Origin of the sequence: Zhengella sedimenti (assembly GCF_046506625.1) — a bacterium.
Classification (GTDB): domain Bacteria; phylum Pseudomonadota; class Alphaproteobacteria; order Rhizobiales; family Rhizobiaceae; genus Zhengella; species Zhengella sedimenti.
In genome coordinates this window covers 537691-563662 of the sequence record NZ_JBKFFP010000002.1, presented here as the reverse complement: position 1 = coordinate 563662, position 25972 = coordinate 537691, and the positions used below count along the sequence as shown (strand labels likewise).

The following is a 25972-nucleotide window of genomic DNA, read 5'->3' as shown; positions in this document are numbered from 1 at the left end:
ACCTCCGCCGGCGCGGCCGTTGAGTGCCGCGCCGCCGGGCGGCGGGGAGGCCATGGGGCGCGGCGCGGCACGAGGCAGCGGACATGACAGGCTATTATGACCGGCCGGCGTCGCCCCTGGGCGAGTGGTCCCGCTTCCTGGCCCGGCTTGCCGTGATGATGTTCCTCATTGCCGGGCTGTCCCATCGCTATGGCCTGATGGAGACGACCGGCTTCTTCTGGGTGCTCGGCGTCATCTGCCTTCTGGCCATTGCCGCGCTGGTGCTCTCGCTTCTGGGGTTCCGGCGGCTCTGGCGCGCCGGCGCGCGTGGCGGCCGTGCGGCCGCGGCAGGTCTCGTGCTTTCGCTTGCCGTGCTGGCGCCCTTTGCCGTCTCGGCCTGGCGTGCCATGGCCCTGCCGGCGCTCAACGACGTTTCGACCGACCGCCGCGATCCGCCGGCCTTCTTCCTCGCGCCCGGCCTTCGCCGGCTGGGCGAGAATGCACTGTCCATGCCGTCCGACGCCGATCTGGAAACCGCCGCGCAAGCCTATCCGGCGGCAACCGGGCGCCGTTACGATGCCGCGCCGGACCGGGTGCTGCGCGCGGTGAACAACGTCGTCGAAGCCTATGGCTGGCGCGTCGTCTCGCGCACGGGCGCGCCGCAGGAAACGTCCGAGATCGTGGTGGAGGCGCGGGCCTGGACCTTCATCTTCGCCTTCCCGGTCGACGTGGTCGTGCGCATTTCGGACGAAAACGAATCGACCTATGTGGACATGCGGTCGGCCTCGGTCTTCGCCCGCCACGACCTGGGCGACAATGCCCGCCGAATCGAGGCCTTCATGGAAGCGCTCGACGCGGAAATGCTGGCGCTGGCGGGAACCTGACCCCGCTCAGGCGGGCACGAAGACGCCGTTGATCGCCGCCGGGCCGTCCGTCTCCACCGCGCCGCGCGCCACCAGGTCTTCCAGATGGGCCAGCACCGACAGGCCGGCCGCCCCATGCAGGCGCGGATCGGTGTCGCGGTAGATCTTGGCGACCATCTCCGGAATGGTGCGGTCTCCGGCCTTCAGCCGTTCCAGGATGGCGCGCTCGCGCATGCGCCGGTGGGTGCGCAAGCCGCGCAGGAATTGCGCCGGCCGCGTGACCGGACCGCCATGGCCGGGCAGGTAGAGCGTGTCGTCGCGCTGCATCAGCGCGTCGAGAGATGTCATGAAATCCGCCATGGCGCCATCGGGCGGCGCGACGATGGTCGTCGCCCAGGCCATGACGTGATCGGCCGAAAACAGGATGCCGGTCCCCTCCAGTGCGAAGGCCACGTGATTGGCCGTGTGGCCGGGCGTGTGAATGGCACGGATGGCCCAGCCGTCGCCCTCGATCACCGCGCCGTCGGCCATGCGGATGTCAGGGTCGAAGTCCGTGTCGGCGCTGGCGTCCAGGGGATTGACCTCGCCGATATTGAGCGGGCGGGCAGGGCGGTGCGGCCCTTCGGCGGCAATCGTGGCGCCGGTCGCGGCGGCCAGGCGGCGGGCCAGCGGCGAATGGTCCTTGTGGGTATGGCTGACGAGGATGTGGCTGACCGGCCGCCCGCCAATGGCCTGCATGAGCGCATGGAAATGCGCCTCGTCCTGCGGGCCGGGATCGATGACGGCCAGCGTATCGCGGCCGACAATGTAGCTGTTGGTGCCATGGAAGGTGAACGGGCCGGGATTGTTGACGGTCACGCGCAGCACGTGTTCCGCCACGGGCACGGCCGCGCCATGGGCCGGTTCGAACTCCCGGTTCAGGTCCAGTTCCATGCGTGCGCGTCCTCCGGAAATGGCGCGGGGGAGAAACCCCCTTGTGCATTGCCGCATAGCACGTAGGATTCTATACGCAAACATGCGAGGTTCATCGCTTCGCTGTCCCCGCAATGCCGAAAAGGAAAATCGATGTCCGCATCCCTGTCCGACCGCTCCCTGGCCGCAGCCGCGCTTCCCGGCGCCGGCGCGTCCCGTCTCGCCGCCCAGGCCGGGCTCGTTGTCGCCGGTTCGCTGCTCATCGCGGCCGCCGCCCATGTCAAGGTTCCCTTCTGGCCCGTGCCGATGACGCTGCAGACGCTGGCCATCTTCGCCATCGCCGCCGCCTATGGCCGCAACCTGGCCGTTGCCACGCTGCTCGCCTACCTGGCGCAGGGCGCCGTCGGCATGCCCGTCTTCACCGGCGGCGCGGGCCTCGCCTACATGGCCGGCCCCACCGGCGGCTATCTGGCCGGCTTCCTCGTCGCAGCCGCGATGATCGGCGCTGCCGCAGACCGTGGCTGGACAGCCCGCCCGGTCGCCCTGTTCGGCGCCATGCTGGCCGGCGAGGTGGTGATCCTGGCGCTGGGCGCAGCCTGGCTCGCCGTGTTGTTCGGTGCTGAAAAGGCGCTGGCCTTCGGCGTCGGCCCCTTCATCGTCGCCGACGTGGTCAAGGCTGCGCTGGCCGCCGCCCTCGTGCCGGCGCTGGGCGCGCTGCTCGCCCGCTTTCGCTGACCGCGCGCCGGCCTGACCGGCAAACGGACAAGGGCCGCGTTCCGGCAAGGAGCGCGGCTTTTTCGTTCGCGCGGCAGCCGATGAAAGAGCGCCTACATGAGAGCTAGAGATCGTGAGAAGCTGACGTGGATCGGCTTGCCCTCGGTTGTGACAATGACTTCTATAACCAGGGGCGGTGGCGGAACTTCCAAAAAGTAAAAGAACGGATCCGCCAGCATGTTGAGAAGAAAAAACGAGAAAGGGCTGAATGGCTCCGGATTCAAGAAGAAAAGCAATGGCACATTTAGATATCCGCGAATGGAAATCACATGATGGGGCGGCCAGGACTGCTCCTTTTTAGTCACGCTAGAGATACGGAAACCTTCGCCCGTTAGCCATTCCTTGATCGCCTGCGGGTCGCGCAGATGGGCAGCTGCATGGTGCAGGCAAAGATAGGCCTGTGTTTCAGTGCGCAACGCCGTCCAGTTGAAGCGCGTCATGTTGACAGGGTTGCGCCCGTCCGGGGTCAGGCACGACTCGAGCGTGGGAAACTTGCGCAAGGCGCGCCAGGTCAACCATTTCTCAAGCAGAAAATAGTCCTGCCAGCCCTGTGCAAGAGTCATGTGCAGGGGGCCATGGAACGATTCGGAGAGCGGCGCCTGTCCCGGCTTGTCCGCCACGTGCAGGCCACCCGTCACGACATAGGGCACGGCCTGCGAGAGCACACCAAGCAGCACAACACCCACCGCCCACCAGCGTTTCTTCCGCCACCACAGCCTTGCCGCCTTGTCCGCCATTGCGCCCTCCGGTTGCGGTCAGGCGTAGCAGTAGAAGAGGGCGAGTCGCAAGCGGAAATACAATTTATAAGTGTTATCTGTATGAGTGCGACACGAAGTGCACGGGCGGCGCTCCGTCAGGCCGGGGCGGCCTGTTTCGCCCGCTTGCGCAGATGCGCGGCCAGCACCACGCCCGCGCCAAGCCCGGCAAGGCCGATGACTGCCGCGGCAAGCCCGCCCGTCGCGATCGCCGCATATCCCGCAAGGCCGCAGGCGAGCGCGCACAGCGCCACGCGGCCGACGATGGCCGTCACGGTCATCCCCGCCCGGAACGCACGCTGATAGGCATGTTCGGAATGGGATTTCAGGATGTTCTTGCCCTCCGCCAGCCGCTGCAAAAGCGTCCAGACGGAATCGGCGAAATGATAGCCGAAGGGGGCCAGCGCGGCCGCCGGGGCCTGTTCGGCCAGCGCCAGCAGTGCCCATCCGGCGAGCAGGCCGAGCGGCAGGCTGCCGCTGTCGCCGAGGAACACCTTCGCCGGCGGGCGGTTGTGCAGCGCGAACCCGGCCAGCGCGCCCGCACCCGCGAGCGCCGCGACCGCCGCATCGTCCGAGCCGCCTGCGACCAGCAGCAGACACCCGCAAAAGGCGAGCGGGATGCCGGCGCCCGCAGCCGTCATCAGGTCCAGCCCGTCCATGAAATTGACCATGTTGATCGTCCAGACGAGGAACAGCACGGCAGCGGCATCGCCCGCCAATGGTGGCACGATGTCCGGCAGGGGCAGGGCGGGGCGCACCAGCGCGACAAGCGCCGCCGCAGCGGCGACCTGCACGCCGAGACGCAGGGCGACGCCGAGCGGGCGATGATCGTCGGCCAGGCCCGCCAGCCACAGCGCCAGGAAGGGCAGGACGATCCAGGCATCCCCGCCATGAACGACGGTCACGGCGAACAGCGCGGCGGGCACGGCGGCCAGACCGCCGATCTGGCGCGCCGCTCCGGCATGGTTCGACCGCTCCGAGCGCCCGGCGGCGAGAAACGCGGCGGGAAGGACGCGGCGCAGGACCGCCAGCATGGCGAAGCAGGCAAGGGAGGCGAGGCTTGCGGCGGAAAGCGCGGTGGTGATCTCTGGCATGCGGCTTCCGGTGGTCCGATCCTCGGTTCCTGTCGTCATTCCCTTACCACGGCTGCGGCGCGATGTGGTATCCGGGATTGCGCCGCCTGACCGGCGCTCAGACAGAACGGACAGGCCATGCGGGTTTTCCTGACAGGGATGGCGGGCTTTTCAGGCGGCGCGGTGGCCACGGCGCTGGCGCGTGCCGGCCATGATGTCACCGCGCTCCTGCGGGCGCCGCGCCCCGGTATGGCAGCGCGCACGGTCTTGGGCGACCTGACCCGGCCGGACGAATGGCGCGCCGCCCTTGACGGCCAGGATGCTGTCATCCACCTGGCCGCGTTCAACCCGCCGCGCTTGTCGCGTGCCGCCCGCGACGAAGCGGCCATGACGGCGGTCAATGTGGAAGCCTCCGTGGCGCTGGCCCGCGTGGCTGTCGCGGCGGGCGTGCCGCGCTTCGTCTTCGCCAGTTCGGTACGCGTTTATGGAATTGGCAACACGGCCCCCTTTCGCGAAGGCGATCCGCTCTCCCCGGACGATCCCTATGCGCGCTCCAAGGCGGCGGCCGAGGCTTCCCTCCGGGAGATCCTTCATGGCCCGGGCCGCGCGCTGGCGATCCTGCGCCTGCCGGTCATCCACGGACCCGGACGCGGCGGCTGGCTCGGCCTTGCCGCGCGTCTGGGACAGCACGGCTGGCTGTTTCCCCCGGTGCTGGGCCAGGCGCCCAAATCGGTTCTTAACCGGGACAACCTCGCCGCTGCCCTTTCCGTGCTGATGCGGAACGACGCGCCGGCTGTGAACGGAATATTCAACCTGGCCGACGATGGCGTCACGTCGCTGGAAGGGATAGGCCGTCTGGCTGGCCAGGCGGCCGGTCATGCCCGGATGAGCGCTCTGCCCGGCCTGCCCGGTGCGCTTCTCGATGCATTGCCGTTCGCCGGCGCCGCTCTTGCCCATGCGCGCCGGCCCTGCGTGGTCGATACCGCGCGGTTCGCGGCGGCAACGGGCTGGACCCCGCCTGTCACGCTGGCCGCCGGGCTTGCCGCCAGCTTCGCAGGCCGGAAGCGGCCAGCCGCCGCTGAAGCGTGTTGAAGCCGTGGGCCTTATTCGGAAATCGCCTCGTTCTCGGCATCGGCAGCCGACCATGGCGTGTAGCTTTGCACGATGTCCTTGAGCAGGACGATGGCCGCCTCCTGGTCCTCGCGGCGGCTGATCTGCTTCATGTCCTGGAGCCAGTCGACCATGGCTTCGCGTTCCACCGTGCGCGTGCGCGCCACGATGAAGCTCTCATGCTTCTGCACGATCTTGTCTTCCAGGCGGCTCAGCAGTTCCTCTTCCAGCTTCTCGCCCGGCCGCCGTCCCGTATACTCGATGCGGATGTCCTTGTCGGGCCGGAAACCGGCAAGCTGGATGAGGCGGCGCGCCAGGTCGGCGATCTTGATCGGCTGGCCCATGTTGAGCACGAGAATGGCGCCGCGCGTCTCGGGCGGCTGCATGGCGCCGTTCATGCCGTGCGACGTCGCCTGCAGGATCAGGTGCACCGCTTCCGGAATGGTCATGAAATAGCGCGTCATGTCGGGATCGGTCACGGTGACCGGACCGCCCTGGGCGATCTGCTTCTGGAACAGCGGCACCACGGAGCCCGCCGAACCGAGCACGTTGCCGAACCGCACGATGCGGAAGCTGGTCGGCGCGTCGTCGAGATCGAGGGCCTGGCAATAGAGTTCGGCCGCCCGCTTGGAGGCACCCATGACACTGGACGGGTTCACCGCCTTGTCGGTGGAGATGAGGACGAAGGCCTTTGCGCCAGCCGCCACGGCGCTTTCGGCGACATTGGCGGTGCCCAGCACATTCGTCTTGATCGCTTCGATCGGATTGGCCTCCACCAGCGGCACATGCTTCAGCGCCGCGGCATGGAAGACGACATCGGGGGCGAAGAAATTCACCACCTCGTCGACGCGGGTCCGGTCACGGATATCCGCGATCACGGGCGCGACGGAAATGTCCGGGAAGCGTGACGAGAATTCCTGCGTTATGTCGTAGAGGTTGCGCTCGCAGGAATCCAGGAAGATCAGCTTGTCGGGCTTGAAGGCGGCGATCTGCCGGCAAAGCTCCGAGCCGATCGAGCCGCCCGCGCCGGTGACCAGCACCGTGTTGTTTTTCAGGAAGGCGGAAATTTCGAGGTTCTCGACGGTCACTTGCGGCCGGCCGAGCAGGTCCTGCAGGCGCACCGGCTTGGGTGACAGGAGGTTCGAATCGCCCGCTTTCGGAAAATCCATCATGTCCGGCAGCCGGGAGATGCCGATGCCGGCGGCATTGCAGGCCTCCAGCAGGTTGGTCATCTCCGTTCCCGAGATCGTCGGGTCGGTGACGATCAGGCCGTTGATCGCGATGCCGCGGGCATGTTTCTGTGCCACGATCGTGGCGATGTGTTCAGGTGTACCGAGCACCTGTAGCGAGTGCATGCCGTTGCGCACGAAGGATATGCGCGGGTCGATGATGCCGGCGAGACGGAACCCTGCGGGATTGAGGCGGCGGATGGCGCGGATGTAGTTCTCGCTGGTGTCGGAGAACGGATAGAGCAGGTAATGCTCGGTCAGGTCGCCGGTGTCGCGCAACTGCGGGAAGAAGCGCGTCTCCTTGATGAAACGGTAGAGCATGCGCCCGGCGCCCAGTCCGAAGACGGAGAACAGCCATATGAGCACGACGGCGAGGCGGGATATGTTCTCCGCGCGCGAGAGCATGAAGTTGCCGATGGTGAAGATCGTCACCGCCAGCGTGACCGCCTTGACGATGGCGACAAGGTCCGGGATCGACGCGTAACGCCACAGGCCCCGGTTCAGCTTCATGGCGTAAAGACAGGCGCCGCCGATCAGCACATAGGCCAGCGTCTTTTCCTGGATGCCGGGAACCCACATGATGCGGTCCGCGCCAAACACCACGAGATGCGCGGATGCGAACGCGATGGCGAGTGCAAGCGCGTCGTGAACCACGACGCCGGATCGCAATATGCGCGGATGGATCTTCATGGTCCCCACGGACTCCGGTCAACGGCTTCGTTCATCTTATCGCACCGGGATATATCAGCGGCAAGGGACATAGTGCGACATGGTTTCCCGCAGCAATGCAACGTTTGGCGAAAATGAAGTGCCGCCCGGCGTTTCCACGGGGTCCTGCGGTTCCTGTGCAGGCGACCGTTTGTGACGGTTGAATCTTGCGGAAAGGCCCCGAAACTGTTTTCTTCGGCACGAAGCGGCAAGGATATGCCTGTTCGGGGCGTCAGGGGCGCTGCTTCGCGGAAGGTCCAACGCATTCCGGCAGGACGGTTGTCCGTCGCCGCGCCTTGCGTTGTCGGTACTTTCAGCAACGGAAACGGGGCCCGGTCAGGCAAGGATTTGACGATGCAACTGTCGGTAACTTTCGAGAATACGCGTGACACTGAGGCATCGAGCGGACCGGTGACGATCGGCTGGTTCATGACGGATTACAAGAGTTCGATCGTCTTCGATCCGCCGACCCGCGTCCGTTCCGTCGAGGTCAACCGCAAGCACGCCAAGTCCGCCTCGCGCTGCCCGGCGGTGATCAACCTGGAAAGCCGTTACTGGGAGATCAAGTGCCCGTTCGACATCCACATGGAGTTCGTGCGCAACCAGCAGGGACAGCCGGGCTTGAAGGACATGCTCGGCGAGGCAAGCCCCGTCCGCTCCAAGAAACTGCGCCAGCATCTGCTCGTCGTGCCCGAACAGGAATGGCGCTACAAGGACCGCCCGACGATCCAGCTTGCGCTGCCCTATGTCTTCATCTCCGACGAACCGGTCTACATTTCGCAGGTCGCGCCGTTCATGCACTACAGCCGCGATCCGATTCCCGGCACGATTTTCGGCGGGCGTTTCCCCATCAATGTCTGGCCGCGCCCGCTGATGTGGGCCTTCGAATGGCATGACATCAAGAAGCCGCTCATCCTGCGGCGTGGCGAACCGCTTTTCTATGCCCTGTTCGAGACGACCCCGCCGGAACGGGCGGTTCAGGTTGTCGAGTGCCAGATGACGCCGGAACTGAAGGAATATACCGACATGATCGGCGGCGCGGTGAACTACGTGAACCAGACGTTCAGCCTGTTCAAGGCCGCCGAGGAACGCAGGCCAGCCAAGCTCGTCGTTCCGGTTGAAAGGAAGAAATAACCCTCCTTCATGGCCGGTGGCCGGAGGAGGAATGGCTGGGGCGGCTGGATTCGAACCAGCGCATGGCGGTACCAAAAACCGCTGCCTTACCGCTTGGCTACGCCCCATCGCGTCGACGGCAGGCGGTGTAACCCAAAGCCGGAGCGGTTGCAACGCCCCGGCGCGCCGCCGCCGCCGCATTTTTGGCCACGCCGCCTGGCTGTGGGGCGTTGCGGTCAGCCATGTTACGCGCTGCCCTCATTTCGCCTGAAGAAGTTCGGACTGTGCTTTTTCAGCAAGGGCTTGAAGGAGAATCGACATGGCGCAGGCGGGCCTATGGCCGGACAGATGGAACTGGCGCATGACAGGTGTCCTGTGCGCCGCAATGGTGTTGGCCGGAGGAATCATCATGACGGACATGACGCGTTCGAGCGCCGGGGAAATCGCGGTCACCTGCAGTCAGGAGGATGCCGGCGAGGCACTGCCCTCCGGCTTCCTGGAGGATTTCTGCCGGCAATTGCGCACGTCGTTGCAAGGCGCAGGCCCCGGAGGCGGCAGTGTCGGCGTGGTGCTGACGAGAACATCCCGCTATGCGATTTCGGCGGCAATCACGACAGAGCGTCAGGGCGCTGGCCGGAAAAACCGGGTGCTCACCCTTTCCATCCGCGATTCCGAATTGCGGCCCTCCATGGCCCAGTCCCTTGCTTTTCCCATCGTGCAGATGCTGGAAGCGGACTAGCCCTGTTCTGGCGGCGCACATTGCCCCAAGGTTAAGATTCTGCTAATGTAGAACGACGGGCCTTGGGGCGTTACTGGCTCGGTACATCCAGAACAGGGAGTATCCAGCATGTGCGCTTTGTGCTCGAACATCTTCAGCGCGCCGACTTGTATTGAAGTGGGCGCGGGAGAGGGGCAGACATCCGTAACACAGGGAACAGGCGATACCGGGGCTTTCGCCGTTCCCCCCGTGTTTCAGCCGACCTATGAGGTCGAGACCGGCGATTTCGCCGGTTCCACGGCGACGACCGGCACGCTTGAACTCGGCGTCACCCACTATGGAACGATCTCGGCCAGCGGCGACGAGGACTGGTATGCCATCGACCTGGTCGCGGGGCAGACCTATGAATTCCGCCTCCACGGTGTCGGGCTGAACCAGAACCCCGACCCTTATCTCTATGTCCGCGACGGGACAGGTAATACGATCGTCGCACAGAATGACGATGCCGGCTCCGCCGTCTGGGGCAATGGCGACTCGCGCGATTCGCGCGTGGTCTTCACGCCCACGACATCGGGCACCTATTACGTTTCCGCTGATTCATACCAAAACTATTTCGGCGACTACATGCTGACCGCGGTCACCTACAATTCCAGCGGCATGGACTTCACGGTTGACGAGATCGCCTGGCAGCTGACCAACAATGGCGGCTTCCTTTTTGGCGATGACGTGCAGGCATTCGACGTCGGCATCGATGGCCAGTTGACCGTCAACATCACCGCGCTGACCGCTGACGGCCAGGCGCTTGCGCGCGCGGCGCTGCGGCAGTGGTCCGATCTCACCGGCATCCAGTTCGTCGAAACGACGGGCACCGCCGAGATCACCTTTGACGACAGCGATTCCGGAACCAACGCCTACGCCAACACCGTGGTATCGGGCACCACGATCACGTCTGCCACGGTCATGGTCACGACCGGCTGGCTGAACCAGTTCGGCACCGGTTTCAACAGCTATTCCTACGAGACCTACGTCCACGAGATCGGCCACGCACTCGGCCTGTTCCATGGCGGCAACTACAACGGCTCGGCGAGCTACGGCACCGACAACTATTACATCAACGATTCGGTCGCTTACACGATCATGTCCTACATGCAGGCCAACGGGGACGAGTTCAGCTCGACATCCTTTGGCTGGAACACCTATGTGGGGGCGGATTTCCGCTACATGCTGACGCCGGTCCTTTCCGACTACATCGCCATCGAGATGCTCTACGGGCGCAGCACCAATACCCGCACCGGCAACACGACCTATGGCTACGGTTCAAACACCGGGAATGCGCAGCTCGACAACGCCGTCAACTACGGTTCGGACGTCAACTTCATGGTTCATGACGATGGCGGCATCGACACGCTGAACTTCTCGCAATCCTCGGCCAACCAGTCGATTTCGCTTGAGGCCGATTCGCTCTCCAGCGTGCTTGGCGGCATCTTCAACATGTCCATCTCGCGCGGAACGGTGATCGAGAACGCCATCGGCGGGTCCGGTCACGACCGGATTTTCGGCAACTCGGTCAACAACACCCAGACCGGCAATGCCGGCAACGACACCATTTTCGGCAGCCTGGGCAACGATACCCTGAACGGCGGGGCCGGTTTCGACACGCTGAGCTATGCATCGTCCAATGCCGCGGTGCAGGTGTTCCTTGGCGGGAACACGGCGACCGGCGGTCATGCCACCGGCGACACGATTTCCGGCTTCGAGAACCTTGTCGGATCGAACTTCAATGACCGGCTTTTCGGTTCCGCTCAGGTCAACCTGATCGACGGCGGCAATGGCGACGACATCATCTTGGGCAACAACGGCAACGATACGCTGCGTGGACGCGAGGGCCGCGACATCATCTATGGCGGCAATCACAGCGATACGTTCGTCTATTTCGCCTTGAGCGACAGCGGCATGCTGTTCGCCGACCGTGACCGCATCCAGGACTTCCAGAACGGTCTCGACCGGTTCGACCTGTCGGCCATCGATGCCAACACGACGCTCGCCGGCAACCAGGCCTTCACCTATGTCGGCTCCTTCTTCTCCGGCACCGCAGGCCAGTTGCGCTCCTTCGAGAATGCCGGCCTGACCTTCATCGAGGGAGACGTGAACGGCGACGGCGTTGCCGATTTCCGCATCGAACTGCTCGGAACGAATCTCGGCATCAACGCCGCCGACTTCATCCTGTGACCTGAACGGCCGCGCCGTTCCATCATTCGACCCGCCGGCTTCCCGCAAGCCGGCGGGTTTTTCATGCGCGAAGGCGTGGAATGAATATCAGAAGTAGCTTTAAAACACTTTTACAATCACAAATGACCCGATCTTAACCCGGCACCCGTAATCTATGCTTCAGACGTCCCATGAGCGCCTTGTGCGGGGTGCTTGTGGAGCGGTGGACGCGCCTTGTGCGGGGCGTGCGAAGCCGTTGTTCAACATTTCAACCGGGGGCGGGATCCGATGGCAATCTTCTTCTTTCGCAATCGCGATGGCATGACGCTGGCAGATGACGGCGTGACCACGCAGACAATCGACACGACGGGAATCGGCGGCAATGTGACCGGCTTGCGCGTCCAGATCGATGATCTGAGCCACACCAATGTCCAGGACCTGGACATGCTGCTGACCGCGCCGGACGGGAGCCATAACCTGCAATTCTGGTCGGATGCGGGCGATGGCGCCGTGACCGGCATTGATGCCGTCATCCGCGACGACTATTCCGGCTTTGGCGGTTCGCTTCTGCCGCAAGGCACGTTGGGATCGAGCGGCGACTATGGCGCGGCCGATTACGGTGAAACGGAAACGGCCGCCGACTACGGGACGACCGGCGGCATCACCACGCCGTCGGGCTCCACGCCCTTCCGGACCGCCTTCACAGGCGCGGCGGCGGGTGGCGAATGGACGCTTTCCATCCATGACGACACGGCCGGAAACACCGGTTCCCTGGGTGGCTGGGCGCTGGTCGTGGAAACTGACTCCGGCAGCGCGACGGTCAACGGGACCGGTTCCGATGATGTTATCGAAGTCAATAATGATGAGGGTTTTGGCGATTGGGACGTGAATGGCCAGTTTGTCGGCTTTTCCTTCGTCGATGATCTGACCGTCGATGGTGGCGCCGGCAACGACACGATCACCCTCTACAGTGATGGCGACACCACGACCCTTGGCGGCGACGGCAATGACACCATCACCGGCAACAGGGGCAATGACACGATTTACGGCGGCGACGGGGCCGACACGATCAATGGCGGCGCGGGCGACGACTGGATCGATGGCGGCGCTGGCGACGACATCATCGACGGCGGCGACGGCGTGGACACGGTCAGCTATGCCAATTTCTCCGGCCCATTCCTGTCTGTAGACCTTTCCACGGGCCGAGGATATGGTGGCGACACGCTCACCAATATCGAGAACGTGATCGGGTCGGCCTTCGTTGATGTAATCACGGGCAATTCATCCGACAATATTCTCATCGGCGGTGCGGGCAACGATATCCTTGTTGACGGTAGCGGCGGTAACGATGAGTTCTATGGTGGTGACGGCGATGACCGGATCGACCTGACCTACAATTACGGTGGCAGCGGCATTGTCGATGGCGGTACGGGGACAGACAAACTCAGGCTATACACAACGATTGACTTGCGTACCTTTACGCTGAGCAGCGTCGAGGTTCTGGAATTCTGGATCGGCGGCGGAACGACCTTGACAGTCGGGGCCAGCCAACTGGCCAGTGGCGTCACCACGCTGGCCGCATACAATCCCTACAATGCGGCAGCCGGCCTTTTCGTCATGATGGACGGCGCGACACAGGCGGATCTCTCCGGCCTGACGCTTTCCGGCTTCGGCATCGAGGGCTCCTCCATCACCATCACCGGCGACGCCGACGCCGAGACCATTGCCGGTTCATCCATCGCCGATTCGATTTATGGCGGCGATGGCGGCGATACCCTGTCGGGCGGACTCGGCAATGACGTGATCGATGGCGGACTGGGCGACGACACGATTTACGGCGGGGATGGCGACGACCGCCTGATCGGCCAGGCGGGCGTCAATGCGCTTCATGGCGGCGCGGGCGACGACCGCCTCTTTGGTGGCATTGACGGTGCGGGCAGCACATTTGACGGCGGCGACGGAACCGACACACTCAGCCTGTCCGGCTTCGGCGCCGACTATGACCTGCGCGCCCACACGGTTTCGGGCATCGAGCGGATCGACCTCGACGTGGCGGGCGATTTCAACCTGCGTGTCAACGCCGCGCAACTGGACGGCGTGACACAGATCGGCGCCAGCACCCGCGAGGGCGATGCGGCCACGCTGACCGTGTCCATGGATGGTGCCAGCGCACTCGATCTCTCCGGCATCACCTCCTTCGGGTTCGGCGGCCAGGGTTCGTCCGTGGTGATCGAGGGCACGGATGGGAGCGAGACGATCACCGGATCGTCCCTGTCGGAACGGATGTCTGGTGGCGCGGGCAATGACGTGCTGCTCGGGCGCGATGGCAATGACCGGCTCGAAGGCGGTGACGGCGACGACCATCTCGAAGGCGGAGCGGGCGACGATTTCCTGATCGGCGGAGCCGGCAACGATTACCTCTCCGGCGGCGATGGCATTGACACCGTGAGTTATGAGACAGCGGCTGGCGGTGTCCAGTTTTCCCTCACCACCGAGTGGACAAGTAGCGTATTGGGCGCCGCCGCGGGCGATCGGCTCAATTCGATCGAGAATGCGATTGGCTCTGCATTCAACGACCAGTTCCAGGGCTCGCAAGTGGGCAATGTGTTCACTGGTGGCGCCGGTAATGACCTGTTCTGGGGAATGGGTGGCGATGACGAACTGTATGGCGGCGAAGACAACGACGTCCTCGACGGCGGCAATGGCAACGACCGGATTTACGGGGGTGAGGGCGACGACAGTGTCGAGGGCGGTGCCGGTGCCGACTCACTCTATGGCGGCGTCGGGAACGACACCCTTGATTATTCCATCTCTTCGGCCGGTGTGGATGTGAGGTTGCACCAGTTCCAAGCCGCTGTGGTTTCTGGCGGCGATGCGGAAGGCGACTATGCGGAGGGTTTCGAGAATATCATGGGCTCGGCCTTTGCCGACAGGCTGCTTGGCGATGCAGGCGCGAACAGGATTGAAGGCGGGGCGGGCGACGACATCATCTTGGGCGGCGCCGGGGCCGATTTACTCCATGGTGGCGACGGAAACGATACCCTCGACTACTCCACATCCTCGGCCAGCGTTGTGGTAAGATTGGCCGGAGCGGGAGTCTCCACCGTTTCCGGCGGCGATGCCGAGGGCGACACGGCAACCGGCTTCGAGAACGTCACCGGCTCGGCATTCAGCGATACGCTCACCGGTGACGCAGGAGCGAACGCGATCTATGGCAGGGCCGGAAATGACATCATGGAGGGCGGCGGGGGCGCCGACACCCTGCACGGTGACAATGGCGACGACCGTTTCAATTCCGCCCATGGCGTGGATACCGGCGAGGTCTGGCATGGTGGCGCCGGCAACGACAGCGCCTTCTTCACCGGCGCGACGGCCGTTGTATTCTCCATGGCCGGCGGCACGATGCAGAACCGCTATGGCGGTGGCGGCGAGGGCACGGTCTCCGGCATCGAGAACGCCTATGGCGGCGAGGGCAATGACCTGCTGATCGGTGACGCAGGCGCCAACATCCTCTCCGGCGGCGACGGCTTTGACGGGCTTTATGGCGGGGCCGGCGACGACACGATTTATGGCGGCGCGCGCGGCGACCTGATCGGCGGCGGGGCAGGCGCGGACACGCTCGACGGCGGCGACGGCTACGACACGCTCTTCTACATGGATTCCGATGCCGGCGTGCGCGTCTGGCTCGGCGGCAACGAGGCCTCCGGCGGCTATGCCGAGGGCGACACAATCGCCAGTTTTGAGAACGTCATGGGCTCAAACCATGACGACCGGCTGATCGGCTCCTACCAGGTCAACCGCATCGAGGGCGGGGCGGGCGACGACGTGATCGCCGGCTACAATGGCAACGACACGCTCATCGGCGGGGATGGCCGCGACATCATCTACGGCAACAATGATGACGACCGCCTTGCGGGCGGCGCCGGCCGGGACGTTCTGTTCGGCGGCGACGGAAACGATGTCTTCGCCTACATGGAACTGTCCGACAACGGCCTGCTGTTCGCCGACCGCGACCGCATCCAGGACTTTGTCCATGGCGAGGACAGGATCGACCTGTCCGCCCTGGATGCCGACACCGGCACGGCGGGCGACCAGGCCTTCGCTTTCTCCGGTCGTTTCTTCACCGGCGAGGCCGGTCAGGTGCGCGCCTATGAGTGGGGCGGGCTGACCTTCATCGAGGGAGACGTGGACGGCGACAGGGCGGCAGACTTCCGCATCGAACTGGCCGGCACCGGCCTCGGCCTCGACGCATCCGACTTCGTGATGTGAGCGGAAGCATCACAAGGCGTATTCACCGCAACGAGCTTGTCCGGCTCAGGAGAGCCGGGCAGGCTTGCCCCTCCGAAAACGCCTTCTGCTTCAATCACAGATGCGTATGCCGGGCATAAATACAATTTTAACGAGCGTCATAACGCAGACTTCAATCCTGTTGGGATAGAATTGTCCCAGTGTGCAAAAAGCATTGGAGGCGGACATGCCAGTAATCAACGGAACCGATTCGAACAATATGCTCGAAGGGAGTGGTGGTAACGATATTATTTATGGATATCTCGGCGATGATACAATATTAGCATATGGTGGAGTGGATCAACTGTATGGAGGCGGAGGAAGGGATTATATCATTCTTCGTGCTCCGAATACATTGCCATCTGCTGGCAGCATTATTGATGGAGGATATGACTACGACAGGCTGTGGATAGAGGATATCGCTGCGGGAGTGGATCTTCGGCAGTATACGATTAGAAATTTTGAGGAAATAGTTCTGCGCGATCTTCGGGGTTGGAACTCGAATTTGACCGATGCGCCGATTTACATGAATGCTGGGCAAATTTCTGGAAATGGAAGTTCGGTTTCCAGAATTCAAATGACGTATGCAACAAAGCTTCATATTGATATGGAGTCGCGGAATGACATTGATCTGTCAAGAATAGACTTTGCATATAATGGAGGGCGAGCGTCCGGGGCAACCGTGTTTGTAACCGGGGACGACGATGCCGAATCGATTACCGGTTCCGCGTTGAACGACGTCATCTACGGCGGCAATGGTAATGATAGCATGTTCGGTTTCGGTGGGGCCGATGAACTTTATGGCGGCGGCGGAAACGACCGGCTGAGCGTCAACAATGTGCAACACATCGCGGCCGGAAGCCTTCTCGATGGTGGAGCCGATACCGACTCATTGCGGGTCGTGTTCACCCGCGATGAGGACGTCAATCTTCGCGACGTCAGCCTGAGCGCCCTGGAGACACTGGAACTGTTCGACAATGGCGGTTCCGGTTCGGTGCGGCTCTCCGCGGACCAGATAACGGGCTTTGATGCCGTAACCGGATCCGGGTCGGTCATGGTCGACATGGAAGGCGCAACAGCGCTCGACTTGTCCGGCGTGACCAACAATGACGGCGTGATCATGATCGCCACCGGATCGGAGGCAGATGATTCGCTGACGGGAACGAATGGCAATGACCGGCTGACCGGCGGCAATGGCAATGATAGCATGTTCGGTTTCGGTGGGGCCGATGAACTTTATGGCGGCGGCGGAAACGACCGGCTGAGCGTCAACAATGTGCAACACATCGCGGCCGGAAGCCTTCTCGATGGTGGAGCCGATACCGACTCATTGCGTGTCGTGTTCACCCGCGATGAGGACGTCAATCTTCGCGACGTCAGCCTGAGCGCCCTGGAGACACTGGAACTGTTCGACAATGGCGGTTCCGGTTCGGTGCGGCTCTCCGCGGACCAGATAACGGGCTTTGATGCCGTAACCGGATCAGGGTCGGTCATGGTCGACATGGAAGGCGCAACAGCGCTCGACTTGTCCGGCGTGACCAACAATGACGGCGTGATCATGATCGCCACCGGATCGGAGGCAGATGATTCGCTGACGGGAACGAATGGCAATGACCGGTTGATCGGCGGTGTCGGCGATGACGCGATCGCCGGCGGCGAGGGCTTCGACGGTCTTTATGGCGGGGAAGGCGACGACACGATTGATGGCGGCGCGCGCGGCGACCTGATCGGCGGCGGGGCAGGCGCAGATACGCTCGACGGCGGCGACGGCTACGACACGCTGTTCTACATGGACTCCGATGCCGGCGTGCAAGTCTGGCTCGGCGGCAACGAGGTGTCGGGCGGCCATGCCGAGGGTGACACGATTGCCAATTTCGAGAATGTCATCGGCTCAGGCTTGGACGACCGGCTGATCGGCTCCTTCCAGGTCAACCGCATCGATGGCGGGGCGGGCGACGACGTCATCGCCGGTTACAACGGCAACGACACGCTGATCGGCGGCGACGGCCGCGACATCATTTATGGCAACAACGATGACGACCGGCTGGTGGGCGGTGTGGGCCGCGATATTCTCTATGGCGGCGACGGAGACGATGTCTTCGCCTACATCGAACTGTCCGACAACGGCCTGCTGTTCGCCGACCGCGACCGGATCCAGGACTTTGTCCATGGCGAGGACAGGATCGACCTGTCGGCGCTGGATGCCGACACCGGCGCAGGCGGCGACCAGGCCTTCGCTTTCTCCGGTCGTTTCTTCACCGGCGAGGCCGGTCAGGTGCGCGCCTATGAGTGGGGCGGCCTGACCTTCATCGAGGGAGACGTGGACGGCGACAGGTCCGCTGACTTCCGCATCGAACTGGCCGGCACCGGCCTTGGCGTCGAGGCTTCCGACTTCGTGCTCTGAGCGCAGGCTTACGTGAACAGGATGCGCACGGCCGGGCGGACCGGCCGTGGCAGATTGTCCGCCAACGCGGCGGAAACCGGTGATTTGATCAAAGGCAGGCTCCCGCGATAACCACTTTGCAACTGTCTGCAATCCAGAATGGGTTCAATGAACCAATAAACGTAAAAATAGTATATCAGAAGGTGTTGATAGGTGCGGGATGTGCGGCCTGCGCCGTTCAGAGGCAGCGGGTGGACCGAAAGCGGGGGTAATCTCGAATGTGTACGTTATGCGCCAACATTCCGGCGGCTCCGACCTGTATCGGCGTTCCGGGCACCGGGCAATATGCGCCCGGAGAGGCCGTGGAGCAGACCGGAATGGCCGGTGGCATCGCGGCCAGTGGTTCCGGCCATGCCGTCGAAGCTGGTGACAGCGGCGAAACCGCGGCAACGGCAGGCAGCCTGGAACTGGGCGTGACCCTTTACGGAACCCTCGACACCTATGAGGATTCCGACTGGTATGCCATCGATCTCGTGGCCGGCCAGACCTACGAGTTCCGGCTGCACGGCGTCGGCCATGATGGCGTCTACGATTCGCTATTGCGCGTTCGCGACAGTTCAGGGGCCGTCCTGGCGGAAAACGACGATGCCGGCATATCCGTCTATGACGGAACCGGGATGAAGGATCCCTGGATCTCGTTCACGGCCGGAACCTCGGGCACTTTCTACATCGAGGCGGACTCGTCCGACTTCAGATCCGGTGACTACATCCTGACAGCCGTCGAAGCCAATGACGCCGGAATGGATTTCACGCTGGACGAGATTGCCTGGCAGCTCAACAACCAGGATGGTTTTCCGGCGCCCTTCGACGTTGGCGATGACGGCCAGGTCAACGTCGACATCACGGCACTGACAGAGGCCGGCCAGAGGCTGGCACGCGCCGCCTTGCAGCAATGGTCGGACCTGACGGGGATCGGGTTCGTGGAGGTCACGGAAGGCGGCGAAATCATCTTCGACGATTCCGAATCCGGTTACTCCGCCTATGCCCGGCGCCAATACAGCGTGGTGGACGGGGACTGGTACGTCTCCCGGGCCAACATCATGGTGACGGCCGATTGGCTCGATGCCTACGGTACCGGCTACGGCAGCTACTCCTTCCAGACCTATATCCACGAGATCGGACATGCGCTGGGCCTGGATCATGCCGGCGACTACAACGGCTCGGCCGTCTACGGCTCCAGCAATTTCTATCTGAATGACTCCAATGTCTATTCGGTCATGTCCTATTTCCAGCCCTCCGGGAACACCTATGTCGGGGGCAGTTTCTACAGCATGCTCACACCGGTCCTCGCAGACTACATCGCGGCAACGAATTTCTATGGCCGCAGCACTGACACGCGCACCGGCGACACCATTTACGGCTTCAATTCCAACACCGGCGACACCGTCCTCGATCTGGCAACGAACTATTCCAGGCCGAACTTCATGGTGCATGACGACGGCGGCACCGATACCATCGACATGTCGCGCGCATTCCAGAGCCAGACCATCGACCTGAACGATGGCACGCTCTCCAGCGTCCTGGGCGGCACCTACAACATGTCGATCTCGCGTGGCACCGTGATCGAAAGCGCCATCGGCGGCACCGGGCCCGACACCATCACCGGCAATGCGGCGGCAAACACGCTCGCGGGCGGCTCGGGTGACGACACGCTCGAAGGCGGCGCGGGCGACGACGTGATCGAAGGCGGCGCGGGCGCGGATGTGCTCGACGGCGGCGATGGCCTGGACACGCTGTCCTACGCGTCCTCTGCGACCGGCGTGACCGTGACGCTGAACGGATCGGCGGCAGCCACCGTTTCCGGTGGCGATGCGGAGGGCGATACCGCCACCGGCTTCGAGAACATTACCGGCTCGGCCTTCGATGATACGCTCACCGGCGACACCGGCGCCAATGTCATCGAAGGTGGCGCCGGCGACGATGTGATCGATGGCGGAGGTGGTGCCGATACGCTGGATGGCGGTACGGGCGAGGACACACTGTCATACGCATTCTCCGCGCAAGGCGTGACCGTAACGCTGAACGGATCGCCTGCGGCCACCGTTTCCGGTGGCGATGCGCAGGGCGATACCGCGACCGGCTTCGAGAATATCGCAGGCTCGGCCTTTGACGACACGCTCACAGGGGACACCGGCGCCAATGTCATTGAAGGCGGCGCGGGCGACGATGTGATCGATGGCGGCGGAGGCGCCGATACGCTGGATGGCGGCGAGGGCGAGGACACACTGAGCTTCACGGGTTCGGTGAGCGGATTGACCGTCGCCTTGCGTACCGGTGCGGCGGCCTTCATTTCAGGCAACGACACGCAAGGGACGACGGCGACCGGCTTCGAGAACGTGACCGGTTCGGCTCATGCCGACCGGATCCTCGGCGATGACGGATCGAACGCGATCGACGGGGGCGCGGGCGATGACCGCATAGCAGGCGGCCTGGGTGCGGACAGGCTCATTGGCGGTGAAGGCAATGACTGGATTTCCGGCAACGCGGGCGCGGACACGCTCGATGGCGGCGAGGGTGAAGACACGCTGTCCTATGCATCCTCGGCTCAAGGTGTGACCGTGACGCTGAACGGATCGGCGGCGGCCACGGTTTCCGGCGGCGATGCGGAAGGCGACACGGCCACCGGTTTCGAGAACGTCGAGGGCTCGGCCTTTAACGACACGCTCACAGGGGACGCCGGCGCGAATGTGATTCTCGGTGACGGCGGTGAAGACTGGCTGAAAGGGATGGACGGCGACGACACGATCGACGGCGGTGCCGGCGGTGACCTGATCGAGGGGGGTGCCGGTGCCGATACGCTGGAAGGCGGCGACGGGTTTGACATACTAAGCTATGCCGCTTCGAACGATTCCGTTGAAGTCACGCTGAACGGTTCGGCTGCAGCCACGGTTTCGGGCGGACATGCCGAGGGCGACACGGCAACCGGCTTCGAGGCCATCAGAGGCTCTGCTTTCAACGATATTCTCACCGGCGACGATGGCATCAACGACATCGAGGGCGGCGGGGGTGACGATGTCATCTTCGGGAGCGCTGGAAATGACACGCTTGCCGGGAATGGTGGCGACGACACGATGGAGGGCGGTTCGGGCAGTGACTTGCTTTTGGGCGGTGACGGCACGGACACGCTGTCCTACGCGTCCTCTGCGGCCGGCGTGACCGTGACATTGAACGGATCGGCGGCGGCCAGTGTTTCCGGTGGTGATGCTGAGGGTGACTCGGCGACCGGATTCGAGAACGTGACCGGCTCGGCCTTCGACGACACGCTCACCGGCGACAGTGGGTCCAATGAACTGAGCGGCGGAGCGGGCCGCGACATGCTCTATGGCGGCGATGGAGATGACGTCCTCGATGGCGGTGCCGGTGACGACATCATCTATGGTGTCAGCGGCACCAACATCCTGCAAGGCGGCGCGGGACTGGATTTCCTTGTAGGCGGATCCGGGACCGATCATTTCCACGCGTATGACCGCAATGGCAGCGGCACCGGCGATCACGGTGCCCGCATGGAAGGCCATGGCGGCGATGACGTCTTCCACATGGTCGGCGGGATTGCCAGTGAATCCGCCTTTGGCGGCGACGGAAACGACACCTTTCACACGACCGAAGGCCTGACGCTGAACGACAGCTACGATGGTGGCGCGGGCGTCGACACGGCCTATTTCTACGGCGATGTGGCCATGGTCTTCATGACCGGTGCGCAAGGCACGGTCCGCCATGTCGAGTTCGATTTCGACGGCGTGCTCGACTTCCGCAATATCGAGATCGTCCATGCCGGCTCGGGCGATGACGTGTTCGTGGGCAGTTCGGAAGCCGATCAGTTCCATGGCAATGACGGCGATGACCGGTTCAATGCCGGCGCCGGAGTGGACGGCGGCGACGCCTGGTATGGCGGCGCGGGTACGAACAGCGCCTATTTCTCGGATGCGGGGGCGGTCATTGTCTCGCTGGCCGGCGGCACCATGCAGAACCGTTATGGCGGCGGCGGCCAGGGCACGCTGTCCGGCTTTGCCAACGTTTATGGCGGGGATGGTTTCGACCTGCTGATCGGTGACGCAGGCGCCAACATCCTGTCCGGCGGCGACGGCTTCGACAGGCTTTATGGCGGTGACGGCGACGACACGATTGACGGCGGCGCGCGCGGCGACCTGATCGGCGGCGGGGCAGGCGCGGACACGCTGGACGGCGGCGACGGCTACGACACGCTGTTCTACATGGATTCCGATGCCGGCGTGCGGGTCTGGCTCGGCGGTAACGAGGTTTCAGGCGGATATGCCGAGGGCGACACCATCGCCAATTTCGAGAACGTCATGGGCTCAAACCATGACGACCGGCTGATCGGTTCCTTCCAGGTCAACCGCATCGAGGGCGGGGCCGGCAACGATGTGCTGGCCGGCTACAACGGCAACGACACGCTGATCGGCGGCGACGGGAACGACATCATCTATGGCAACAACCAGAACGACCGGCTGACCGGCGGGGCGGGGCGCGACATCCTTTATGGCGGCGCGCACAACGACGTCTTCGCCTATGAGGACCTGTCGGACAACGGCCTTTTGTTCGCCGAGCGCGACCGTATCCAGGACTTTGTCCATGGCGAGGACAAGATCGACCTGTCGGCCCTGGATGCCGACACCGGCGCGGGCGGCGACCAGGCCTTCGCCTTCACCGGGCGTTTCTTCACGGGCGAGGCCGGTCAGGTGCGCGCCTATGAGTGGGGCGGCCTGACCTTCATCGAGGGCGACGTGAACGGCGACAGGTCCGCCGACTTCCGCATCGAACTGGCCGGCACCGGCCTCGGCCTCGACGCCTCCGACTTCGTGATGTGAGGCCAAGCAACTGATATTCAAGTCGTAACTGATAGATTTTCACCGGACCTTAAGCCGGTTTCCGTAAGCTGGTCCGGTGTGCTCGATCATGTAACCGGGGGTTTCCATGTGTTCTGTCTGCGCCGGTATTCCGGCAGCACCGACCTGCGTTGGCATCGTTGACCCGACACGGTCCGTGATCTGGGAAGCGGAGAACGGCGATACAGGCGCCACCTTTGCCACCGCGACAACGCTGACGCTGGACGATCATGCGATCGGACAGGCCGGTCGCGGCGACATCGACATGTTTGCCGTCGTCCTCACGGCAGGTGAGACATACACGATCAATTATGCCGGCCTGGGGACTCCGGACCTTGCCCATGGCGATCCGCGCCTGGTGATCCATGGTCCCGGCCGGGAGCCGATCGCCACGGTGGACAATGTTGTCTCCAACGGTGAGACGATCAGCAACACGGCCTTCACGACCTTCACGGCGGAAACCTCCGGCACCTATTATTTCGAGCTTGGCAGCGCCGACCAGCAGACGGTTGGCGGAAACTATTACTTTGAAGTGCGCGGCACGGAAATCGGCGATTCGGGAGCCGATCCGGCGTTTCTCTATGACGGGTTCACGATAGGCGGTACGCTCGAAGCCGGCATGCCCGGCGGCGACGACGACTGGTATCTCACCTTCGTGCAGCCGGATTTCGCCTACACCTTCACCGTCACCGGTTATGGCCTGAGCGGCGGAGCGAACCAGGACATCACGCTCGAACTGTTTGACGGCGATGGCAATTCGCTTGGCATCACGGGCACCAACACGATCCGCTACGAGGCGACGTCGAATACGCCCGTCTACGTGTCGGTGAGCGGCGCGGACCCCGCCGCCACAGGAAACTACCTGCTCTCGACCACGGTCGAGAACAACACCCCCGATCCGAGTCTCAATTTCACGGATCTGGAACCGGGCGACCTGCTCACGTCACTCTACTGGGGCTACAGGGCGCCCTCCGTCATCAATGTCTTCTTTGTCCCGGACGGAGCGGAGGTCGCGGGGCTGTTCAATGTGCAGGCCATCGGCTGGACTGCCGCCGAGCAGTCGATGGCAATGAGTGCCTTTGCCAATTTCGCGGCTGTCGCCAATGTCTCGTTCAATCTTGTCACGGATCTTTCGCAAGCCGATTTCGTCATGACGAAGTCGGCAGTCAACGACTATGCCGGGATTTTTCTGGCTGGCGTGCGGGAGATCACCATCGATGGCGTGACGCAGACCGTCGACGGCGTCGGCAATTTTTCGTCCCTGGTCCTTGAATCGCTCGGCACGACGATCGGCGGAAGCGGGTATGAACTCCTGCTGCACGAGTTCGGCCATGGCATGGGCCTGGCGCACCCCCATGACCGGGGCGGCATTTCCACGGTCATGGACGGGGTGGAAAGCGACTTCTTCGACTACGGAACCAATGGCCTGAACCAGGGCATCTATACCGTGATGACCTACAATTCCGGCTGGCATGAAAGGGACGAGCCGATCAGCCATGAATTCGGCACATCCGGTTCGCTCATGGCGCTCGACATCGCCATGCTGCAGATGATCTACGGTGCCAACACCACCACCAACAGCGGCAACAATACCTATGCCCTGCCGGAGGCCAACCAGATCGGCACCTACTACAGCACGATCTGGGACACCGGCGGCGTGGATGAAATCACCTATGGCGGCAGCGATGACGCGGTGATCAACCTGAATGCCGCGACGTTGCAGAACGCCACCGGCGGCGGCGGTTTCATGTCATATGCCGGAGAAATCCAGGGCGGGTATTCCATCGCCAATGGCGTCGTCATCGAGAACGCGTCCGGGGGCAGCGGCAATGACACCATCACCGGCAGTGCCGCGCACAACCGGCTGTCCGGCAATGCCGGCAACGACACCATGTCCGGCGGCGACGGCAATGATGTGATCGAAGGTGGCGCGGGTGGCGATATGCTGGATGGCGGCGCGGGCTTCGACACGCTGCTCTATGCATCCTCGAACGAAGGCGTCACGGTCACGCTGAATCATGGCGGCGCCGCAAGCGTTTCGGGTGGACACGCCAGCGGCGATTCCGCCACGGGTTTCGAAAACGTGATCGGCTCGGCTCACGCCGATACGCTGAGCGGCGACACTGCCGCCAATCTGCTGTCCGGCGGGTCTGGCAATGACCGCATCTTTGGCAGTGCCGGAAACGACACCCTGTCCGGCGGCGAGGGCTTCGACGGGCTTTACGGCGGCGCGGGCGACGACACGATTGACGGCGGCGCGCGCGGCGACCTGATCGGCGGCAGGGCAGGCGCGGACACGCTGGACGGCGGCGACGGCTACGACACGCTCTTCTACATGGATTCCGATGCCGGCGTGCGCGTCTGGCTCGGCGGTAACGAGGTTTCAGGCGGATATGCCGAGGGCGACACCATCGCCAATTTCGAGAACGTCATGGGCTCAAACCATGACGACCGGCTGATCGGCTCCTTCCAGGTCAACCGCATCGAGGGCGGGGCCGGTAACGATGTGCTGGCCGGCTACAACGGCAACGACACGCTGATCGGCGGCGACGGGAACGACATCATCTATGGCAACAACCAGAACGACCGGCTGACCGGCGGGGCGGGGCGCGACATCCTTTATGGCGGCGCGGAGAATGACGTCTTCGTTTACGAAAGCCTCGCCGACAATGGCCTGCTGTTCGCCGAGCGCGACCGCATCCAGGACTTTGTCCATGGCGAGGACAGGATCGACCTGTCGGCCCTGGATGCCGACACCGGCGCGGGCGGCGACCAGGCCTTCGCCTTCACCGGGCGTTTCTTCACGGGCGAGGCCGGTCAGGTGCGCGCCTATGAGTGGGTCGGCCTGACCTTCATCGAGGGCGACGTGGACGGCGACAGGGCGGCAGACTTCCGCATCGAACTGGCCGGCACCGGCCTTGGCCTCGACGCCTCCGACTTCCTGCTGTGAGCGCCA

At 63.6% G+C, this 25972-nt stretch carries 14 protein-coding genes, 1 tRNA gene and 1 pseudogene; 11 read left to right on the top strand and 5 right to left on the bottom strand.

Annotated features, from left to right (window positions below):
* Positions 1-83 precede the first annotated feature (83 nt).
* Positions 84-863 (top strand): DUF1499 domain-containing protein, encoded by a 780-nt coding sequence (locus ACLB6G_RS08275; protein WP_410355669.1) that lies wholly within the window; start codon positions 84-86, stop codon positions 861-863.
* A gap of 6 nt (positions 864-869) precedes the next feature.
* On the opposite strand, the gene ACLB6G_RS08270 is transcribed toward ACLB6G_RS08275, so the two are convergent.
* Entirely contained in the window at positions 870-1775 is a 906-nt protein-coding gene (locus ACLB6G_RS08270; protein WP_410355668.1) for an MBL fold metallo-hydrolase, read from the bottom strand.
* A gap of 132 nt (positions 1776-1907) precedes the next feature.
* On the opposite strand from ACLB6G_RS08270, the gene ACLB6G_RS08265 reads away from it, so the two are divergent.
* Positions 1908-2489: a biotin transporter BioY gene (locus tag ACLB6G_RS08265; RefSeq protein ID WP_410355667.1), complete on the top strand. Its 582-nt coding sequence runs from the start codon at positions 1908-1910 to the stop codon at positions 2487-2489.
* 92 nt (positions 2490-2581) lie between these two features.
* On the opposite strand, the gene ACLB6G_RS08260 is transcribed toward ACLB6G_RS08265, so the two are convergent.
* Both ACLB6G_RS08260 and ACLB6G_RS08255 read right to left on the bottom strand, forming a co-directional pair.
* On the bottom strand, positions 2582-3265 hold the full coding sequence (locus tag ACLB6G_RS08260) for a hypothetical protein (RefSeq protein ID WP_410355666.1): 684 nt from the start codon (positions 3263-3265) through the stop codon (positions 2582-2584).
* 116 nt (positions 3266-3381) lie between these two features.
* On the bottom strand, positions 3382-4377 hold the full coding sequence (locus ACLB6G_RS08255) for an MraY family glycosyltransferase (protein WP_410355665.1): 996 nt from the start codon (positions 4375-4377) through the stop codon (positions 3382-3384).
* 117 nt (positions 4378-4494) lie between these two features.
* Here ACLB6G_RS08255 and ACLB6G_RS08250 point away from each other — a divergent pair, with 117 nt between their 5' ends.
* A complete protein-coding gene (locus tag ACLB6G_RS08250; RefSeq protein WP_410355664.1) occupies positions 4495-5448 on the top strand; it encodes an NAD-dependent epimerase/dehydratase family protein in 954 nt (317 codons plus the stop codon).
* Positions 5449-5459: 11 nt separating this feature from the next.
* Here ACLB6G_RS08250 and ACLB6G_RS08245 read toward each other — a convergent pair whose 3' ends face one another.
* The gene (locus ACLB6G_RS08245) at positions 5460-7385 is read right to left on the bottom strand and encodes a polysaccharide biosynthesis protein (RefSeq protein WP_410355663.1); all 1926 of its coding nucleotides are present in this window, start codon (positions 7383-7385) and stop codon (positions 5460-5462) included.
* A 372-nt stretch (positions 7386-7757) separates the two neighbouring features.
* On the opposite strand from ACLB6G_RS08245, the gene ACLB6G_RS08240 reads away from it, so the two are divergent.
* On the top strand, positions 7758-8537 hold the full coding sequence (locus ACLB6G_RS08240; protein WP_410355662.1) for a hypothetical protein: 780 nt from the start codon (positions 7758-7760) through the stop codon (positions 8535-8537).
* A gap of 32 nt (positions 8538-8569) precedes the next feature.
* Here the strand turns inward: ACLB6G_RS08240 and ACLB6G_RS08235 are convergent.
* A tRNA-Gln gene (locus tag ACLB6G_RS08235) sits at positions 8570-8644 on the bottom strand.
* Positions 8645-8925: 281 nt separating this feature from the next.
* Between ACLB6G_RS08235 and ACLB6G_RS08230 the strand changes: the two genes are divergently transcribed.
* The 7 genes and pseudogenes from ACLB6G_RS08230 (at position 8926) to ACLB6G_RS08200 (ending at position 25966) form a co-directional block, all read left to right on the top strand.
* Positions 8926-9255: a hypothetical protein gene (locus ACLB6G_RS08230; protein WP_410355661.1), complete on the top strand. Its 330-nt coding sequence runs from the start codon at positions 8926-8928 to the stop codon at positions 9253-9255.
* Positions 9256-9483: 228 nt separating this feature from the next.
* Positions 9484-11463, top strand: coding sequence for a M10 family metallopeptidase C-terminal domain-containing protein (locus tag ACLB6G_RS08225; protein WP_410355660.1), 1980 nt, complete (start codon positions 9484-9486; stop codon positions 11461-11463).
* A 267-nt stretch (positions 11464-11730) separates the two neighbouring features.
* Complete coding sequence (locus ACLB6G_RS08220; RefSeq protein WP_410355659.1) at positions 11731-15711, top strand: M10 family metallopeptidase C-terminal domain-containing protein; 3981 nt, start codon at positions 11731-11733, stop codon at positions 15709-15711.
* A gap of 205 nt (positions 15712-15916) precedes the next feature.
* Positions 15917-16051: pseudogene (locus ACLB6G_RS08215) on the top strand (protease); the annotation flags it as partial.
* Positions 16052-16411: 360 nt separating this feature from the next.
* Positions 16412-18133, top strand: a complete 1722-nt coding sequence (locus ACLB6G_RS08210) for a calcium-binding protein (protein ID WP_410355910.1) — start codon at positions 16412-16414, stop codon at positions 18131-18133.
* Between the two features lie 257 nt (positions 18134-18390).
* The gene (locus ACLB6G_RS08205; protein WP_410355658.1) at positions 18391-22998 is read left to right on the top strand and encodes a M10 family metallopeptidase C-terminal domain-containing protein; all 4608 of its coding nucleotides are present in this window, start codon (positions 18391-18393) and stop codon (positions 22996-22998) included.
* A gap of 106 nt (positions 22999-23104) precedes the next feature.
* Positions 23105-25966, top strand: a complete 2862-nt coding sequence (locus ACLB6G_RS08200; RefSeq protein ID WP_410355657.1) for a M10 family metallopeptidase C-terminal domain-containing protein — start codon at positions 23105-23107, stop codon at positions 25964-25966.
* Positions 25967-25972 lie beyond the last annotated feature (6 nt).

Excerpts from the sequence above, each read along its gene's own strand:
- ACLB6G_RS08275 (WP_410355669.1), top strand. The coding sequence starts at position 84 with ATGACAGGCTATTATGACCGGCCGGCGTCGCCCCTGGGCGAGTGGTCC.
- ACLB6G_RS08270 (WP_410355668.1), bottom strand. The coding sequence starts at position 1,775 with ATGGAACTGGACCTGAACCGGGAGTTCGAACCGGCCCATGGCGCGGCC.
- ACLB6G_RS08265 (WP_410355667.1), top strand. The coding sequence starts at position 1,908 with ATGTCCGCATCCCTGTCCGACCGCTCCCTGGCCGCAGCCGCGCTTCCC.
- ACLB6G_RS08260 (WP_410355666.1), bottom strand. The coding sequence starts at position 3,265 with ATGGCGGACAAGGCGGCAAGGCTGTGGTGGCGGAAGAAACGCTGGTGG.
- ACLB6G_RS08255 (WP_410355665.1), bottom strand. The coding sequence starts at position 4,377 with ATGCCAGAGATCACCACCGCGCTTTCCGCCGCAAGCCTCGCCTCCCTT.
- ACLB6G_RS08250 (WP_410355664.1), top strand. The coding sequence starts at position 4,495 with ATGCGGGTTTTCCTGACAGGGATGGCGGGCTTTTCAGGCGGCGCGGTG.
- ACLB6G_RS08245 (WP_410355663.1), bottom strand. The coding sequence starts at position 7,385 with ATGAAGATCCATCCGCGCATATTGCGATCCGGCGTCGTGGTTCACGAC.
- ACLB6G_RS08240 (WP_410355662.1), top strand. The coding sequence starts at position 7,758 with ATGCAACTGTCGGTAACTTTCGAGAATACGCGTGACACTGAGGCATCG.
- ACLB6G_RS08230 (WP_410355661.1), top strand. The coding sequence starts at position 8,926 with ATGACGGACATGACGCGTTCGAGCGCCGGGGAAATCGCGGTCACCTGC.
- ACLB6G_RS08220 (WP_410355659.1), top strand. The coding sequence starts at position 11,731 with ATGGCAATCTTCTTCTTTCGCAATCGCGATGGCATGACGCTGGCAGAT.
- ACLB6G_RS08205 (WP_410355658.1), top strand. The coding sequence starts at position 18,391 with ATGTGTACGTTATGCGCCAACATTCCGGCGGCTCCGACCTGTATCGGC.
- ACLB6G_RS08200 (WP_410355657.1), top strand. The coding sequence starts at position 23,105 with ATGTGTTCTGTCTGCGCCGGTATTCCGGCAGCACCGACCTGCGTTGGC.